The sequence below is a fragment of the Streptomyces sioyaensis genome, assembly GCF_004122735.1.
In the GTDB taxonomy this organism is placed as follows: domain Bacteria; phylum Actinomycetota; class Actinomycetes; order Streptomycetales; family Streptomycetaceae; genus Streptomyces; species Streptomyces sioyaensis.
Genome location: NZ_SDIF01000138.1, coordinates 1 through 15,652 on the forward strand (window position 1 = coordinate 1; position 15,652 = coordinate 15,652).

The 15,652-nt window shown below is 72.7% G+C and carries 12 protein-coding genes and 1 pseudogene; 7 read left to right on the plus strand and 6 right to left on the minus strand.

What is annotated here, in order from left to right; genetic code table 11:
• Nucleotides 1-15: 15 nt before the first annotated feature.
• The 5 genes from EST54_RS29630 (at nt 16) to EST54_RS29650 (ending at nt 7,873) form a co-directional block, all read left to right on the plus strand.
• Complete coding sequence (locus tag EST54_RS29630) at nt 16-1,578, plus strand: sensor histidine kinase (RefSeq protein WP_275543282.1); 1,563 nt, start codon at nt 16-18, stop codon at nt 1,576-1,578.
• Nucleotides 1,579-1,634: 56 nt separating this feature from the next.
• On the plus strand, nt 1,635-2,957 hold the full coding sequence (locus tag EST54_RS29635; RefSeq protein WP_129250790.1) for a bifunctional glycosyltransferase family 2/GtrA family protein: 1,323 nt from the start codon (nt 1,635-1,637) through the stop codon (nt 2,955-2,957).
• Entirely contained in the window at nt 2,954-5,182 is a 2,229-nt protein-coding gene (locus EST54_RS29640) for an ArnT family glycosyltransferase (RefSeq protein WP_129250791.1), read from the plus strand. Before EST54_RS29635 ends, EST54_RS29640 begins: the two co-directional genes overlap by 4 nt.
• Before the next feature lie 214 nt (nt 5,183-5,396).
• The gene (locus tag EST54_RS29645) at nt 5,397-6,938 is read left to right on the plus strand and encodes an MFS transporter (protein ID WP_129250792.1); all 1,542 of its coding nucleotides are present in this window, start codon (nt 5,397-5,399) and stop codon (nt 6,936-6,938) included.
• 164 nt (nt 6,939-7,102) lie between these two features.
• Nucleotides 7,103-7,873, plus strand: a complete 771-nt coding sequence (locus EST54_RS29650) for a TetR/AcrR family transcriptional regulator (protein ID WP_129250793.1) — start codon at nt 7,103-7,105, stop codon at nt 7,871-7,873.
• A gap of 31 nt (nt 7,874-7,904) precedes the next feature.
• Here EST54_RS29650 and EST54_RS29655 read toward each other — a convergent pair whose 3' ends face one another.
• The 3 genes from EST54_RS29655 to EST54_RS29665 all read right to left on the minus strand — a co-directional run bounded on the left by EST54_RS29655 (nt 7,905) and on the right by EST54_RS29665 (nt 12,021).
• The gene (locus EST54_RS29655) at nt 7,905-8,738 is read right to left on the minus strand and encodes a YceI family protein (protein ID WP_129250794.1); all 834 of its coding nucleotides are present in this window, start codon (nt 8,736-8,738) and stop codon (nt 7,905-7,907) included.
• 194 nt (nt 8,739-8,932) lie between these two features.
• The gene (locus EST54_RS29660; protein ID WP_129250795.1) at nt 8,933-11,539 is read right to left on the minus strand and encodes an MFS transporter; all 2,607 of its coding nucleotides are present in this window, start codon (nt 11,537-11,539) and stop codon (nt 8,933-8,935) included.
• Nucleotides 11,540-11,550: 11 nt separating this feature from the next.
• Entirely contained in the window at nt 11,551-12,021 is a 471-nt protein-coding gene (locus tag EST54_RS29665) for a MarR family winged helix-turn-helix transcriptional regulator (protein ID WP_129250796.1), read from the minus strand.
• Nucleotides 12,022-12,354: 333 nt separating this feature from the next.
• Between EST54_RS29665 and EST54_RS29670 the strand changes: the two genes are divergently transcribed.
• On the plus strand, nt 12,355-12,573 hold the full coding sequence (locus tag EST54_RS29670) for a hypothetical protein (RefSeq protein ID WP_093484285.1): 219 nt from the start codon (nt 12,355-12,357) through the stop codon (nt 12,571-12,573).
• 90 nt (nt 12,574-12,663) lie between these two features.
• Here EST54_RS29670 and EST54_RS29675 read toward each other — a convergent pair whose 3' ends face one another.
• Nucleotides 12,664-13,986, minus strand: a complete 1,323-nt coding sequence (locus tag EST54_RS29675) for an amidohydrolase family protein (RefSeq protein ID WP_129250797.1) — start codon at nt 13,984-13,986, stop codon at nt 12,664-12,666.
• Nucleotides 13,987-14,062: 76 nt separating this feature from the next.
• Between EST54_RS29675 and EST54_RS29680 the strand changes: the two genes are divergently transcribed.
• Nucleotides 14,063-14,614, plus strand: a complete 552-nt coding sequence (locus EST54_RS29680; protein WP_244942642.1) for a MarR family winged helix-turn-helix transcriptional regulator — start codon at nt 14,063-14,065, stop codon at nt 14,612-14,614.
• Nucleotides 14,615-14,701: 87 nt separating this feature from the next.
• Here EST54_RS29680 and EST54_RS29685 read toward each other — a convergent pair whose 3' ends face one another.
• Nucleotides 14,702-15,178, minus strand: coding sequence for a VOC family protein (locus tag EST54_RS29685; protein WP_129250798.1), 477 nt, complete (start codon nt 15,176-15,178; stop codon nt 14,702-14,704).
• Between the two features lie 185 nt (nt 15,179-15,363).
• Nucleotides 15,364-15,652: pseudogene (locus tag EST54_RS34325) on the minus strand (hypothetical protein); the annotation flags it as partial.

Here is a 15,652-nt window from a genome sequence, read left to right on the forward strand (position 1 = left end):
TAGGAGTGCAGGGCAATGGTCGTCACCGTCCCAATGCCCCCCTCCACCCCCGCTCCCCGTCGTCGCCGCTGGTCGCTGCGGACCCGGCTCGTCGTGTCGGCGGTGGTCATGATCGCCGTCGTCGGGGCGGTCATCGGGACGGTGACGACCATTGCCCTGCACTCCTATCTGCAGGGGCAGTTGGACGGGCAGGTCAAGATTTCGGTGATTCGGGCGGAGGGGCCGCCGCCGCACGATCCGATGCGGACCCAGGGCAACGACCTGGACTTCGTGGCGATCGGGGGCCAGCCCCTGGGGACGGTGGGGGCGCGGATCGGACCCGACGGGAGAGTCCAGAACGGGGCGAAGCTGAGCAACGCGACCAGGCGGCTGCCCGAGGACCGGCTGGCGCCGCTGGACGGGAACCAGCTCGCCGCGCTGAACGCGGTACCGCGGGACGGCCGGCCGCACACCGCCGAGGTGCCCGGGCTCGGTGACTACCGGGTGCAGTCCGGCAAGGACGGCTCGCTGGTGCTCGGCCTGCCGCTCCGCGATGTCCAGGGCACGGTCGGCCGGCTCGCTCTCATCGAAGGGTGTGTGACGCTCGCCGGGCTGATCGCGGCCGGGATCGCGGGGTCCGCGATGGTCGGTATCGCGCTGCGGCCGCTGCGCCGGGTCGCCGCGACCGCCACCCGCGTCTCCGAACTCGCGCTCCACCGGGGCGAGGTGGCGCTGCATGTGCGGGTGCCGGCGTCCGAGTCGGACGGGCGGACGGAAGTCGGGCAGGTCGGCGCGGCGCTGAACCGGATGCTGGGGCATGTCGGTGCGGCGCTCTCGGCCCGTCAGGAGAGCGAGACGCGGGTCCGGCGGTTCGTCGCCGACGCCAGCCATGAGCTGCGCACGCCGCTCGCGTCGATCCGGGGCTACGCCGAGCTGACCCGGCGCGGACAGGAGCAGCCGGGACCGGAGACCCGGCACGCGCTGGGCCGGATCGAGTCGGAGGCGGAGCGGATGACGGGGCTGGTGGAGGACCTGCTGCTGCTCGCCCGGCTCGACTCCGGGCGGCCGCTCTCGTACGCGGCCACCGATCTGGTGCCGCTGGTGGTCGATGCGGTGAGCGACGCGCGGGTGGCCGGACCCGGTCACCGGTGGCGGCTGGAGCTGCCCGAGGAGCCGGCGCTGGTGTACGGCGACGGCGGGCGGCTGCACCAGGTCCTGGTGAATCTGCTGGCCAATGCCCGTACCCATACGCCGGAGGGGACCACCGTGACCGCCCGGGTGCGCGCGGCCGGCCGGGGCGGCGCGGTGCGGCTGGACGTGCAGGACGACGGACCCGGCATTCCGGCCGGGCTGCTCCCGCATGTCTTCGAGCGCTTTGCGCGGGGCGACGCCTCGCGCTCGCGGACCGCCGGGAGCACGGGGCTCGGCCTCGCCATCGTGCAGGCGGTGGTCGCCGCGCACGGGGGCACGGTCGGGGTGGAGAGCGTGCCGGGACGGACCGTCTTCACGGTGACGCTGCCGGCGGCCGAACCCGTCAAGGCACGAGCGGACGCACCCGCCCCGCCACCCCCGGACGCACCCCCCGCCCCCCACTCATAGCCCGGTCACAGGCTCAGCACACCGCCCTGACAGTGGAGTTGGCGAGTGTCGTCGGCATGACGACGACACAGCCGCCCGGCCAACCGCTGGGCTCCCTGCCGCCCCGCGAGCATCTGCGGCTCGGCCAGATCACGACCGTGCTGGATGTGGTGATCCCCGTCTACAACGAGGAGCGCGACCTCGAACCCTGTGTGCGGCGCCTGCACGAGCACCTCGCCCGCACCTTCCCGTACACCTTCCGGATCACCATCGCCGACAACGCGAGCACGGACCGTACGCCGGACGTCGCCGCCCGGCTCGACGAGGCGATCGACGAGGTCACGGCGGTGCGGCTGGAGCAGAAGGGGCGCGGGCGGGCGCTGCGCACGGTGTGGTCGCTGTCCGAGGCGCCGGTGCTGGCGTACATGGACGTCGATCTGTCCACCGACCTCAACGCGCTGCTGCCGCTGGTGGCGCCGCTGATCTCCGGGCACTCGGATCTGGCGATCGGCTCCCGGCTCAACCGCGGCGCCCGCGTCGTGCGCGGGCCGAAGCGGGAGTTCCTCTCGCGCGCCTACAACCTCATCCTGCGCGGTTCGCTCGCCGCCCGCTTCTCCGACGCGCAGTGCGGGTTCAAGGCCATACGGGGTGAGGTCGCCGCGCGGCTGCTGCCGATGGTCGAGGACACCGGATGGTTCTTCGACACCGAGCTGCTGGTCCTCGCGGAGCGGGCCGGGCTGCGGATCCACGAGGTGCCGGTGGACTGGATCGACGACCCCGACAGCACTGTGCACCTCGTGCGGACGGCCACCGACGACCTCAAGGGCGTGTGGCGGGTGGGGCGGGCGCTGGCGACCGGTGCGCTGCCGCTGGACCGGCTCGCCCGACCGTTCGGGGACGATCCGCGCGACCGCGAGCTGTCCGGGGTGCCGGGCGGGCTGGCCCGTCAGCTCGTCGGCTTCTGCGTGGTCGGCGGGCTGAGCACCCTGTGCTACCTCGGCCTGTACTCCCTCCTCAGGCTGGGGGTGGGGCCGCAACTGGCCAATGCGGCGGCCCTGTTGGTCTCGGCGCTCGGCAATACGGCCGCCAACCGGCGGCTGACCTTCGGCGTACGGGGCCGGGACCGGGCGGTGCGTCACCAGGCCCAGGGGCTGCTGGTCTTCGCCGTCGGGCTCGTCCTGACCAGCGGTTCCCTCGCCGCTCTCGACGCCGCCAGCGGCACCCCCGCGCACAGCACCGAACTCGCGGTGCTGGTGGCCGCCAACCTCGCGGCGACCGTGCTGCGGTTCCTGCTCTTCCGCGCCTGGGTCTTTCCGGACCGTGAGCGAGCGGACGAGACCGCCGCGGTGCGGCCGACCGTTCCGCACGACCGCAACGACCTCTCCAGGAGCGCCCGATGACCCCGCACCCGCCCGGTACGCCGCCCCGGCCGTCCAGTCCGTCGCATCCGACGCCCGTGACGTCACCGGATCCGGCCCCCGTCACCTCAGCGGAGCCGGCGCGGCCGGCGTCCCGGGAGCCGGCCAGCGCGCCGCCGGCCACCGCGCCGCCGGTGGCCGACCCCCGCTGGGCGCGGCCGGCGCTGCTGGCGTTGTTGCTGGTCACGGCGGTGCTCTACCTCTGGAGCCTGTCCTCCTCCGGCTATGCCAACCAGTTCTACTCGGCCGCCGTGCAGGCCGGGAGCGAGAGCTGGAAGGCCTTCTTCTTCGGCTCCTCCGACGCGGCGAACTCCATCACCGTCGACAAGCCACCGGCCGCGCTGTGGCCGATGGCGCTGTCGGTACGGCTCTTCGGGCTCAGCTCGTGGGCGATCCTGGTGCCCGAGGCGCTGATGGGCGTGGCCACGGTCGGGGTGCTGTACGCGGCCGTGCGGCGGCGGTTCGGGGCGGGTGCCGGGCTGCTCGCGGGCGGCGCGCTGGCGGTGACGCCGGTCGCGGCGCTGATGTTCCGGTTCAACAACCCCGATGCGCTGCTGTGCCTGCTGATGGTCTGCGCGATCGCCGCGGTGCTGCGTGCTCTGGCCGACGGCCGGACGAAGTGGCTGGTGCTGGCCGGTGTCTGCTTCGGCCTGGGATTCCTCACCAAGACGCTCCAGGCGTGGCTGATCCTGCCGGCGCTGGCCGCGGTCTACGCCTGCTGTGCACCGGTGGGGCGGCGCCGCCGGTGCGGTCAGCTGCTGCTCGCCGGGCTGGCGATGGTGGTGTCCGCCGGCTGGTGGGTGGCGGTCGTCGAGCTGTGGCCGGCGTCCTCGCGCCCGTACATCGGCGGTTCGCAGCACAACAGCTTTCTGGAGCTGACCTTCGGCTACAACGGTCTCGGGCGGATCAGCGGCAACGAGACCGGCAGTGTGGGCGGTGGTGGCCGTCCCGGTGGCGGTGGTGGTGGCGGATGGGGGCAGACGGGGATCACCCGGCTGTTCTCGGCCGACATGGGCGGGCAGATCTCGTGGCTGCTGCCCGCGGCGCTGATCCTGCTGGTGGCGGCGGTGTGCGTGCTGTGGCGGGCCCGGCGCGCGGTGGCCGCCGAACAGGCCGCTCAGCGCGCGGAGTTCCTGGTCTGGGGCGGCGCGCTGCTGATGACCTTCACGATCTTCAGCTTCATGTCCGGGATCTTCCACCAGTACTACAACATCGCGCTGGCCCCGTACATCGCGGCGCTGGTCGGGATGGGCGCGGCGCTGTTGTGGCGGCGCGGCGGGCGGCTCGCCGCGCTGGTGCTGGCCGGGACGGTCGCAGTGACCGCCGGATGGTCGTTCGTGCTGCTGAACCGGTCGCCGGAGTGGCTGCCGTGGCTGCGCTGGACGGTGTTGGTGCTCGGTCTGCTCGCGGCGGCCGGTCTGCCCGCGGCGGTCGGTCTGCCGGCGACGGCACGGGCGGGGGTGCTCCAACGGACGGCGGCTCCGGACGGCGGGGCGGCCGCGGGACGGGACCGAGCACCGCGGGGCGCCGCGGGCCGGCGGATCGCGGTGCTCGCGGCCGGGCTCGGGGTGGCGACGGCGCTTGCCGGTCCGGTGGCGTACACCCTCGACACGGTCAACACCCCCAAGAGCGGGTCGATCGTCACGGCCGGGCCCTCGGTGCGGGGTGCCATGGGCGGGCCCGGCGGCGGCTTCCCGGGTGGCGCGCCGGGCGCGGGCCAGGGTGGTCCGGGCCTGCCTCCGGGCGCGGGCGGCCCGGTCCGGGGCGGCAAGCAGGGGAGCCGGCAGGGCTTCCCGGGCGGCTTCGGCGAGCGCCGCGGGATGGGCGGCCTGCTCAACGGCGGCAAGGTGAGCGACCGGGCCAAGGCACTGGTGGAGAAGGATGCGGAGCACTACACCTGGGCCGCCGCGGCCATCGGCTCCCAGAACGCCGCGAGCTATCAACTCGCCACCCAGAAGCCGGTGATGGCGATCGGCGGCTTCAACGGGAGCGACCCCTCGCCGACCCTCGCCCAGTTCAAGAGGGAGGTCGCGGACGGGAAGATCCACTACTTCATCGCGGGCGGACGGGGCGGGCCGGGAGGCGGAAAGGGCGGCCCCGGCGGCAGCAGCGGCGACTCCTCGAAGATCACTGCCTGGGTGGAGAAGACCTTCAAGAAGGTCACCGTCGGCGGCGCCACCTTCTACGACCTGACCCGGGAGGCCTGACCCAGGAGGCCTGACCCGGCAGGCCTGACGCGAAAGCCCTGACGCGAAAGCCCTGACCGGGGACGACATCACCAGGAAGGCTCGATCACCAGGAAGGCCCGCCCCGCCCCGTATCCGCATCCGCCTCCCCGGCGCGCGCGGAAAATGAAATGTACGGCGTATAACTCGCCCTGTACGGTGTAAGGCATCTGCTCGCACCGTACAGGGAGCCCGTATGTCCGCTGTGGCCTCCGAAGCCACCACGCGTCAGCCGACGGGCCGGCACACCGCCCGTTGGCTGATCCTGGCCGTCATCTGCCTCGCGCAGCTGACCGTGATCCTCGACAACACCGTCCTCAACGTCGCCATCCCCTCCCTCACCGGGGAGCTGGGCGCGACCACCGCCGACGTCCAGTGGATGATCAACGCCTACTCGCTGGTCCAGTCCGGCCTGCTGCTCACCGCCGGCAATGCCGCCGACCGCTACGGCCGCAAGAAGATGCTCGCCGCCGGTCTGGTGCTGTTCGGCCTCGCCTCGCTCGGTGCGGCCCTCGCCCAGTCGCCCGGCCAGCTCATCGCCGCCCGCGCCGGCATGGGCGTCGGCGGGGCGCTGCTGGTCACCACCACCCTCGCCGTCGTCATGCAGATCTTCGACGACGCGGAGCGGCCCAAGGCCATCGGCATCTGGAGCTCGGTCAACTCCCTCGGCTTCGTCGCCGGGCCGCTGATCGGCGGCTCGCTGCTGGACCACTTCTGGTGGGGCGCGCTGTTCCTGGTCAATCTGCCGGTCGCCGTCGTGGCGCTGGCGGCCGTCGTCGCCCTCGTCCCCGAGTCCGGCAGCCGCGGCGGTGAGCGACCGGATCTGCCGGGTGCCCTGCTGTCCATGATCGGCATGGGCGGGGTGGTCTTCGCGATCATCTCCGGGCCGCAGGCCGGCTGGCTGTCCGACCGGGTGCTGGTCTCCGCCGTCGTCGGGGCCGTCGGCCTCGCGGCCTTCGTGCGGTGGGAGCTGCATGTCCCGTACCCGATGCTGGACATGCACTTCTTCCGCAACCGCCGGTTCATCGGCGCGGTCTCCGGCGGCATCCTCGTCGCCTTCGGGATGGGCGGCTCGCTGTTCCTGCTCACCCAGCACCTCCAACTGGTCCTCGGCTACGGCCCGTTGGACGCTGGGCTGCGGATGGCGCCGCTCGCCGTCACCGTCATCCTGATCAACTTCACCGGGCTCGGCGCCCGTCTGACGCCGAGGGTCGGCACGCCGGGAATGATCATTTCGGGGATGTCGCTGCTCGCGGCCGGTCTCGCCGCCATAGCGCTGCTCGGCGGGCACAGCTACCCGGGCCTGCTGACCGGCCTGATCGTGATGGGCATCGGCATCGCGCTCGCCATGCCGACGATGGCCAACGCGATCATGTCCGCGATCCCGCCGGCCAAGGCCGGGGTGGGCGCCGGCGTCAACGGCACCCTGATGGAGTTCGGCCAGGGCCTGGGCGTCGCCGTGCTCGGCGCGGTCCTCAATTCCCGCTTCGTGGCGCTGCTTCCCCTGGTCGCGGCGGGCGCCGGCTCGCTGCCCGCGGCGCTCGCCAGGACCCGTACGGGTGCCGAACGGGCCGCCGTACAGGACGCCTTCGCCGCCGGCATCGGCGTCAGCCAGCTGGCCGGCGCGGCCGCGGTCTTCCTCGGCGGGCTGCTCGCCGCCCTCCTCCTGCGCCGGGCCGAGCGCACGGGCCGGGAACAGGAGACGGCGGCCGCACCGCCCGGCCCGGAACCGGCCTGAGCCGCGGCGGAATAGCATCGGTGGTGCAAGTGATCGTGAACGGCACGTCATCGTGTACGGCACGCGATCGTGAACGGCACATCATCGTGAACGGCGCGTCGGGGCCGTCCCGTACCGCACCCGTACGGGACGGGCCCGACGATGCTCAGGGAAAGGGAGGCGTCATGGCAGCGACGGACGGCCGTGCCGGGAAGCGGCCGAACAGCGTCTGGCTGACCGAACGCCCCCCGCTCAAACGGAAGGCGGACCAGCCGGCCGGACTCGGCCTCGACAAGATCGTCGCGGCGACGGTCCGGCTGCTGGACGCCGAGGGCCTGGCGAAGTTCTCCATGCGCCGGCTCGCCGCCGAGCTCGGCGTCACCGCGATGTCCGTCTACTGGTACGTCGACACCAAGGACGACCTGCTGGAACTCGCCCTGGACAGCGTCATGGGCGAGATGCGGCTGCCGGACGAGGCCGACACCGGCCGGGACTGGCGGGACCATCTGCGTTCCCTGGCCGGCGAATACCGCGCCCTGCTGACCGGCCACCCCTGGGTGGCCCGGCTGCTGGGCACGTACATCAACATCGGCCCGCACTCCACCGCCTTCTCCGACGCCAGCCTGCGGGTGATGAAGGAGAGCGGGCTGTCGCTGGAGCAGATCACCGGCGGGCTGTCCGCCGTGTTCCAGTTCGTCTACGGATTCGCCACCATCGAGGGCCTGTTCAACGCCCGTTGCGCGGAGGCGGGGGTACCCGTCGACGAGTATTTCCAGCAGGTGATGACCGCGGTCCAGGACCGCCCGGAGTTCGCCGAGACACTGGAGAACTCCACCGAGGTCATGGCGGCCCGCGGCGGCAGCACCGTACGGGAGATGCGCGACCGCGACTTCGCCTTCGCGCTCGACCTGCAGATCGCCGGTATCGAGGCGCTGCGCGACCGGCCGGGCGACTGACGGGCGAGGGCCCGGGGGCGAGCGGAGGAGCTCACCCCATCGGCAGGCTCTCGCCCTGCACCGCCTGGATGTCCAGCTCGACCCTGAGCGTCGTCCCGATCGCCGCGATGCCGGCCGCCACGACCTGGTTGTAGTTCATCTTGAAGTCCTCGCGGCGCAGTTCGGCGGTGGCGCGGAAGGCGGCGCGCACCCCGCCCCACGGGTCGGGGCCGGTGCCGAGGTAGCTCAGATCGAGGTCCACGGGCCGCACGACACCGTGCAGCGACAGCTCACCGTGCACCGTCCAGCGGTCCGGGCCGGCCGGTGTCAGACCCGAGCTGCGGTAGGTGAGCTCCGGGTACTCCTCGACGTTCAGGAAGTCCTCGGAGCGCAGATGGCCGTCGCGCATCCCGTTGCCGGTGTCGATGGAGGCGGCTTTGATGTCCGCCTCGACCCGCGACGCCGCCAGGTCCTCGGCGATCTCGATCCGGCCGCTGAACTCGGTGAACCGGCCGTGCACGCTGGAGATCCCCAGGTGCTGGGCGACCGCGGCCACCGTCGAGTGCATCGGGTCGATGGTCCATGCGCCGGGCGGCGGCAGCTCGGCCCCGCCCTGCCGCGCCAGGACGACGCTGCCCACGTCCATCCGGCCGCTCGCCGTCACGATCGCCGTGGCGGCGGCCGGCGCATAGCCGACGGCCGTCACGATGACCGTGTACGGGCCGGGGGCCAGCGGCTGTGCGCTGCGGACGGCGCCCTCCTCGTCCGCCGCCTCGCGCAGCACCTGCGCGCCCGTCATGTCGGTGACGGTCAGTACGGCGTGCTGGACGGCCCAGCCGTCCCGCGTACGGATCTGGGCCCGCAGTCCCGCGCCCGTCGAAGTCATTGCCTCTCCCGTTTGTTGCCTGGTGGGGGTTGCCCCGTGCTGAGGGGGCTCCGGACGGCGGCGTGCAGGCCGTCCCCTGCCTGTGCGTCACGCCGCCGCCGGAGCCCTGGGGTCCGGGCCGGGGCGCGCCTCCGCTCACCACGCACCCCGGCCCGGGGTCCTGCCTCCCCGGAGATGCCCCGGGGCCCGGTGGGTCAGTCCCCGGGGTGTGCGAGGGCGACGTCGTATCCGTCGACCCCGCGGGCGTCGACCGCAAGGCCGGTGGCGACCGGCGGGTAGCCGCTCGCGATGACCGTGTAGTCGCCGGCGTCCAGGTCGGTGAAGGCGTAGGCGCCGTCCTCCCCGGTCGTCGAGGTGGCCACGACGTTGCCCGCCGCGTCCACCAGCGTCACCCGCGCATCGGACAGCGGCCGGCCGGCGCCGCCCGCGCGGACGGTGCCCGACACCCGCGCGCCGGACAGCAGCTCGACCTCGATCCGGGTCGTGCCCTGGCCGCCGACCTCGACCGGCAGCGCGGCCGGGCGGTGGTGCGCGGCGTTCACGGCGACGGTGAAGGTCCCCGGCGCCAGCTCGGCGAAGGCGAAGTGGCCCTCGGCATCGGTCTTTCCGGTGGCCAGCACCTCGCCGCGGACATCGGTGACGACGACCATCGCGCCCTCGACCGGCTCCCCGGTGGCCGCGCTGCGGACCTGGCCGCCGAGGCCGCTGACGCCGCTGAGCAGGATGTCGTAGCTGTGCGGTTCCTCGCCGACGACGACCGTGGAGGCCTGCGGCTGGTGGCCGTCGGCCGCGGCGATCAGCACGTACGAGCCGGCGCCGGGGGCGTTCAGCACGTACGAGCCGTTGGCCTGGGCGACCGCGCGGCCCAGCTGACGCCCGCCGAGCGAGATCAGCGTCACCGCGGACCGCGGCACGGGGGTGCCGTCCGCGGTGCGGACGAAGCCGTGGACCGCGGAGCCGGTCGGGGCGCCGTCACCGCCGCCGGCGGAGGCGTACGCGGCCGTCGGCCGGGGAGCCGTCGCGGCGGCCGGCCGGGCCCAGGAGGGGGTGTGCGCGTCGTCGTCCGAGGCCACCGGCCCGGCGCCCACCAGGGCGGGCTCCCGCTCCTGGGCCGGCGCCGGAGCGGCGGCCTGAGCCGGGATGCCGGTGAGGGACGGGGCGGCCGGCGCGGTGGCCGCGGCCTGTTCGCCCTCGGAGCTCTGGTGCAGTCCGCCCCGCGTCTTCAACGCGACCTCCTTGATGAACAGGGTGAAGAGGAAGGCGAGCAGCGCACAGGGCGCCGCGTACAGGAACACATCGCCGACCGCGTGACCGTAGGCGCTCTCCATGACGGTGCGCAGCGGCGCCGGCAGGGAGTCCAGGTCGGGGATGCCGCCGCCGCTGTTGCCGGCGGCGTGCGAGGCGGCCTTGGCGGCCTTGGGGCCGAGCTCGGCCAGGCCGTCCTTGACGTAGTGGGTGACGCGGTTCGCGAGCACCGCACCGAGCGCCGAGACGCCCACCGCACCGCCGAGCGAGCGGAAGAAGGTCACGACGGACGAGGCGGAGCCGAGGTCCTCGGGGGCGACCTGGTTCTGCGTGGCGAGCACCAGGTTCTGCATCATCATGCCGATGCCGAGCCCCATCAGGGCCATGAAGATCGCGATGTGCCAGTACTCGGTGTCGTAGCGGAGGGTGCCCAGCAGGCCGAGGCCCGCGGTCAGCAGCGCGCCACCGGCGACCAGCCAGGCCTTCCAGCGGCCGGTCCTGGTGATGATCTGGCCCGAGACGGTCGACGAGAGGAACAGGCCGCCGATCATCGGGATCGTCATGATGCCGGACATCGTCGGCGACTTGCCGCGCGCCAGCTGGAAGTACTGGCTGAAGAAGACGGTGCCGGTGAACATCGCGACACCGACGAACAGGGAGGCCACCGAGGCCAGGGTGATCGTCCTGTTGCGGAACAGCCGCAGCGGGATGATCGGCTCCTTGGCCTTGGCCTCGACGAGGACGAACACCGCGCCGAGCACCACTGCCCCGCCGACCATCGCGGCCGTCTGCCACGACCACCACTCGTACTTGTCGCCGGCCAGCGTCACCCACACCAGCAGCAGCGAGACCGCCGCGCTGATGAAGAAGGCGCCCGCCCAGTCGACCTTGACGCCCTCGCGCCGGACGACGGGAAGCTTCAGGGTCTTCTGCAGCACGATCAGCGCGATGATCGCGAACGGCACGCCGACGTAGAAGCACCAGCGCCAGCCGAGCCAGCTGGTGTCGGTGATGACCCCGCCGAGCAGCGGGCCGCCGACGGTGGCGACGGCGAAGGTGGCGCCGAGGTAGCCGCTGTAACGGCCGCGCTCCCGCGGGGAGATCATCGCGGCCATCACGATCTGGGCCAGGGCGGACAGCCCGCCCACGCCTATGCCCTGCACCACCCGGCAGGCGATCAGCATGCCGGTGTTCTGCGACAGACCGGCGACGACCGAGCCCGCCACGTAGATGACCAGCGCGAACTGCACCAGCAGCTTCTTGCTGAACAGGTCGGAGAGCTTGCCCCACAGCGGGGTGGTCGCGGTCATCGCCAGCAGCGAGGCGGTGACGACCCAGGTGTAGGCGCTCTGCCCGCCGTCGAGGTCATGGATGATCTCGGGCAGCGCGTTGGAGACGATCGTCGACGACAGAATGGCGACGAACATGCCGAGCAGCAGCCCGGACAGCGCCTCCATGATCTGACGGTGGCTCATCGGGGCCCCGTCGGAGGCGTGGTGCCCGCCTGCGTGTCTGGCGTGGCCGCCCCGCACACCGGCTGGTGTGGTCGTAGCCATGTGGTTCCTTTTCATTCCGCGGGTGTACGGGTGGTGTCGTGGTGCGCCCGGGGGCGGCAGTCGCCGAAGCTCGTACGGAGCCTGGCGAGCAGGTCGTTGAGGTGTCCGACGTCGTCGTCGGTCCAGTCGTGCAGGTACCGGGCGAGCGCGGCCGTGTAGCGCGCGGAGAGTTCCTCCAGGAGCTCCCGGCCGCTCGGCGTCAGCCGCAGCAGCCGGGACCGCTTGTCCGCCGGATCGGGCTCCCGCTCGATCCAGCCGCGCTCGGCGACATGGGCGACGTGCCGGCTGGTCACCGACATGTCGATGGCGAGCAGCTCGGCGAGCTGGCTCATCCGCATCTCGCCGTGCCGGTCGAGCAGGGTGAGCACGCCGGCCGAGGCCGGCGGGCAGTCCTGGGGCAGGAGCCGGCCCATCTCGCGCTTGACGGCGCCGATGGCACTGAGTTGCCTGGCCAGCTCCTCGAACTGACGGTGAGCGGCCACCGGCCCCTCCCTCTCTCCCTCACGCCCTTTTGTTGCTTCGGGCAACCATAAACTCTGTTGGTTGCTGAAGGCAAACGATTGGTTCGAGATTGGAGTAAAGGAAGCGGAAACTCTCCGGCGGTCGGTGGTCAACGGGAGTGACGCGCCCCGCAAAGGCGCAGGTCACGGGCGGGGGCGAGGGGACCGGCCGATTCCGGTCGGTAGCGGGACACCCTCAGACGAGCTGCCCGCACACCCGCCCACGCCCCGTACGCGGTCCGTCCCCGCTCCGTAGGCGCTCGCTGGGCGCCCCAGGGGTGCCCGTCCGTCCCCGGTTCGCTAGGGTCCTTGCCCATGGCGACCAACCCGCAGAACCAGGCCGGCGGCAACTACGACCCGGCCGGCAGCACGCAGATGTTCCGGGCCTTCGTGGACGAGGGCGGCACCCCGCAGGCCGGCAGCCGCCGTGCGCCGGCCCCGCAGCAGTCGTCCGGCCCCCGCGTGGGCGTCATCGTCGGCGTGATCGTCGCGATCCTGGTCGTCGCCGGCGCGGCCTGGCTGGCGCTGGCGTAACGGCCCGCAACGTCCCTGCACGGGGGCCCGGCACTCCGGGCTCCCGACCGCGGACCGCGGCTCAGTTCACGCCGCAAACCGCTCCGCCGTTCAGTTCAGAGCCGCGATCCGCTCCGCGGACCGGTGCGCCGCCTCCAGTACGCCGGTCAGCTCGCTGTGGACCAACCGCCCCGCGCGCTTGACCGCGCGCCCGGCCACCAGGACCGTGTCGACGTTCCCGGGGTGCGCGGCGGTCACCACCGCCCCGATCGGATCGTGGCCCACCGGGGCGAGATTGACCGCATCGGCGCGCAGCAGCACCAGGTCGGCGCTCTTGCCGATCCCCAGCGACCCCACCTCGTCGCCCAGGCCGAGCGCCGCGGCGCCCTCGGCGGTGGCCATGCGCAGTACATCGGCCGCCCCGACGGTGGACGTCTCGCCGTCGCCCGCCCCGTCGAAGTGACTGCTCGTCAGCGTGGCGCGCATCTGCGAGAACATATCGCCCGGCGCGGAGGTGACCGCGTCCGCGCCCAGCCCCGTGGTGATGCCCGCCCGGCGCAGCCGCGGTGCCATCGGCGCACCGAACCGCATCGACGCCTCGATCGCCGGGGTGATCGCCACCGCGCCGCCGGACTCGGCGATCAGCCGCAGCTCGGAGTCGGCCAGCGAATTGCCGTGGACGTAGAGGGTGCCGGGGGCGAGCAGCCCCTGCTCCCGGAGTGCGGCGACCGGCTCCTGTGCCACCGGCCCGGCCGACACATGGACGACGACGGGCAGCCCCAGCTCACGGGCGAGCAGCCAGTCCTCGCGCACCGTCTCCGGCGTGCCGAAGGAGGGGCCGACGGGGGCCAGCGCCATCGTGACCAGCGCCTCGCGCGACGGGAAGTGCTCGGCGCGCACCCGCCGCACCCAGTCGGCCTGCCGGGCGCCCTCGTCGAACACCGGGTACCCGTAGCCGAACACGGCACGGATGCCCGCTTCCCGCAGCGCCTCGACGGCGGCCGCGCCGTGCTCCGGTGAGTACTGGACGTGCGAGAAGTCCTGCACGGTGGTGATCCCCGCGTCCAGGCACTCCAGCGCGCCGAGAAGGTTGCCGGTGTACACATCGGCGGGTGTGAAGCGGCTGGCGAGGTCGCCGAGGATCCGGCTGAGGTAGCCGTCGAGGCTCTCGTCGACCGCGGCCGAGCGCAGCACCGCCTGCCACAGATGCCGGTGGGTGTCGACGAAGCCGGGCAGCACGATCAGCGCACGGGCGTCGATCACCTCAAGGCCCGGCTCGGTCCCGTCGAACGGCAGCCCGGCGCCCACGGCGGCGATCCGGCCCTCCTCGACGAGGACATCGGTGTGCGGGTGGGCGGTGGGGTGGGGGTCGGTGTCGATGACCAGACCGCCGCGCAGCAGCAGGCGCGGGGTGCGGCGGCTCTCGCTTCCCATGGCAGATCACAGCCTCTACACGTTCGGAAGAAAGCTTTTTAGAAAGCTATCATGGTGCTGAACTATCCTGCCGGACGTGACCGCAGCGCCCGGACCAGGACCCGACCCCGTCGATGCGCTGATGGGCGCCTGGCGCAGCGAGCTGCCGGACGTGCTGCGCCCCACGACGGAGCTGTCGAAACGGATAATGCAGCTGGCCGGCGCGCTGGACGAGGCCACCCGCGGGATACTGCCCGAACTCGGCCTCACGGTCGCCGAGTTCGACATCCTGGCCGCGCTGCGCCGAGCCGGTGAGCCGTACCGGATGCGGCCGAACCAGCTGGCCCGCTCCCTGCTGCTGTCCTCCGGCGGCCTCAGCAATGTGGTCAACCACCTCACCGCCCGCGGTCTCGTACGCCGCGAGCCCTCCCCGGACGACGGCCGCAGCACCATGATCCGGCTGACCCCGGACGGGGTGCACACCGCCGAGCGCGCCGTCCGTGCCCACGCCGACGCCCACGAGGCCGTCTTCGCCGAGGCGTCCCCCACGGCCGTGCAGGCGGCCGCCCGGGCGCTGCGCGAGGTGGGCATACGACGCCGCCCCGCCCCGCGACCGCTCCGCACGGGACGCCATCGCAGCCGCTCGTGAGCAGGCGGCCCCGACAGGGTCGCTGTCGTCGGCAGGCGGCAGGCGGGGCCCTGCGGACCCGCCCCACCCTCACCCTCTGTGCTCGACCTATGCCGCGTCGGCCGCCGCCTGGAGCGCGGCGATGTCGATCTTCTTCATGCCGAGCATGGCCTTCATGGCGCGGGTCGCCCGCTCCTGGTCCGGGTCGTTGAGCATCTCCGCCATCCCGCCCGGTGCCACCTGCCAGGACAGCCCGTACTTGTCCTTCACCCAGCCACAGGGGCCCTCTTCGCCGCCCCCCTCGGTGAGCTTGGACCAGTAGTAGTCGATCTCGTCCTGGTCGGCGCAGTTGATCATCAGCGAGATCGCCTCGTCGAAGGTGAACTCCGGGCCGCCGTTGATCGCCGTGTACTCCTGGCCGTCGAGCTCGAACTCGACCGTCAGCACGGTGCCCGCCGGGCGCGGGCCGGCCTCGTTGTAATAGGTGACGTTCGTGATCCGAGAGTTCGGGAACACCGAGCAGTAGAACTCGGCGGCCTCCTTGCCCTTGGTGTCGAACCACAGGTTGGGCGTGATCTTGGGCATGGTCTTCTCCCTGCGACGGATGCGCTGCCGGCGGCCGCGTCTGTGCCTCTTTAGACCGTCGCACCGCTCGGCACTCATCGCTATCCAGGAAGGGATTGCGGAGGCCGTCAGGGGCCGGGCACAGAGCGCCAGGGCATGCCGCACCCCGGCCCCCTCCTCGTCCTCTCCTGCGTCTCCTGCTTCCCCTACTTCCCCGGCGCCTTCTTCCAGCTGAAGGCCACGTCCCTGGTGTCGAGGTGCATGCCCGCCGGCACCCGCCAGCCGTCCACGCACACCCGCCAGCTGCCGGACTTCTTCCGGTCCGGGGCGAGCGGCAGCGGCAGCTTGTGGGTGGAGGTGATCGTGGCCCAGTCGATGCCGAGGGCGCCGATGATGTGCGTGCCGAAGGTGACGGTCCCGGTGGTGACGGGCCGGTCGCCGGTGTTGAGGAAGTCGAGGGTGACCTTCTCGCACCAGCGGACGTCGGTGTCGGCG

Coding starts and splice junctions, on each gene's coding strand:
- EST54_RS29630 (WP_275543282.1), top strand. CDS start 16: ATGGTCGTCACCGTCCCAATGCCCCCCTCCACCCCCGCTCCCCGTCGT.
- EST54_RS29635 (WP_129250790.1), top strand. CDS start 1,635: ATGACGACGACACAGCCGCCCGGCCAACCGCTGGGCTCCCTGCCGCCC.
- EST54_RS29640 (WP_129250791.1), top strand. CDS start 2,954: ATGACCCCGCACCCGCCCGGTACGCCGCCCCGGCCGTCCAGTCCGTCG.
- EST54_RS29645 (WP_129250792.1), top strand. CDS start 5,397: ATGTCCGCTGTGGCCTCCGAAGCCACCACGCGTCAGCCGACGGGCCGG.
- EST54_RS29650 (WP_129250793.1), top strand. CDS start 7,103: ATGGCAGCGACGGACGGCCGTGCCGGGAAGCGGCCGAACAGCGTCTGG.
- EST54_RS29655 (WP_129250794.1), bottom strand. CDS start 8,738: ATGACTTCGACGGGCGCGGGACTGCGGGCCCAGATCCGTACGCGGGAC.
- EST54_RS29660 (WP_129250795.1), bottom strand. CDS start 11,539: ATGGCTACGACCACACCAGCCGGTGTGCGGGGCGGCCACGCCAGACAC.
- EST54_RS29670 (WP_093484285.1), top strand. CDS start 12,355: ATGGCGACCAACCCGCAGAACCAGGCCGGCGGCAACTACGACCCGGCC.
- EST54_RS29675 (WP_129250797.1), bottom strand. CDS start 13,986: ATGGGAAGCGAGAGCCGCCGCACCCCGCGCCTGCTGCTGCGCGGCGGT.
- EST54_RS29685 (WP_129250798.1), bottom strand. CDS start 15,178: ATGCCCAAGATCACGCCCAACCTGTGGTTCGACACCAAGGGCAAGGAG.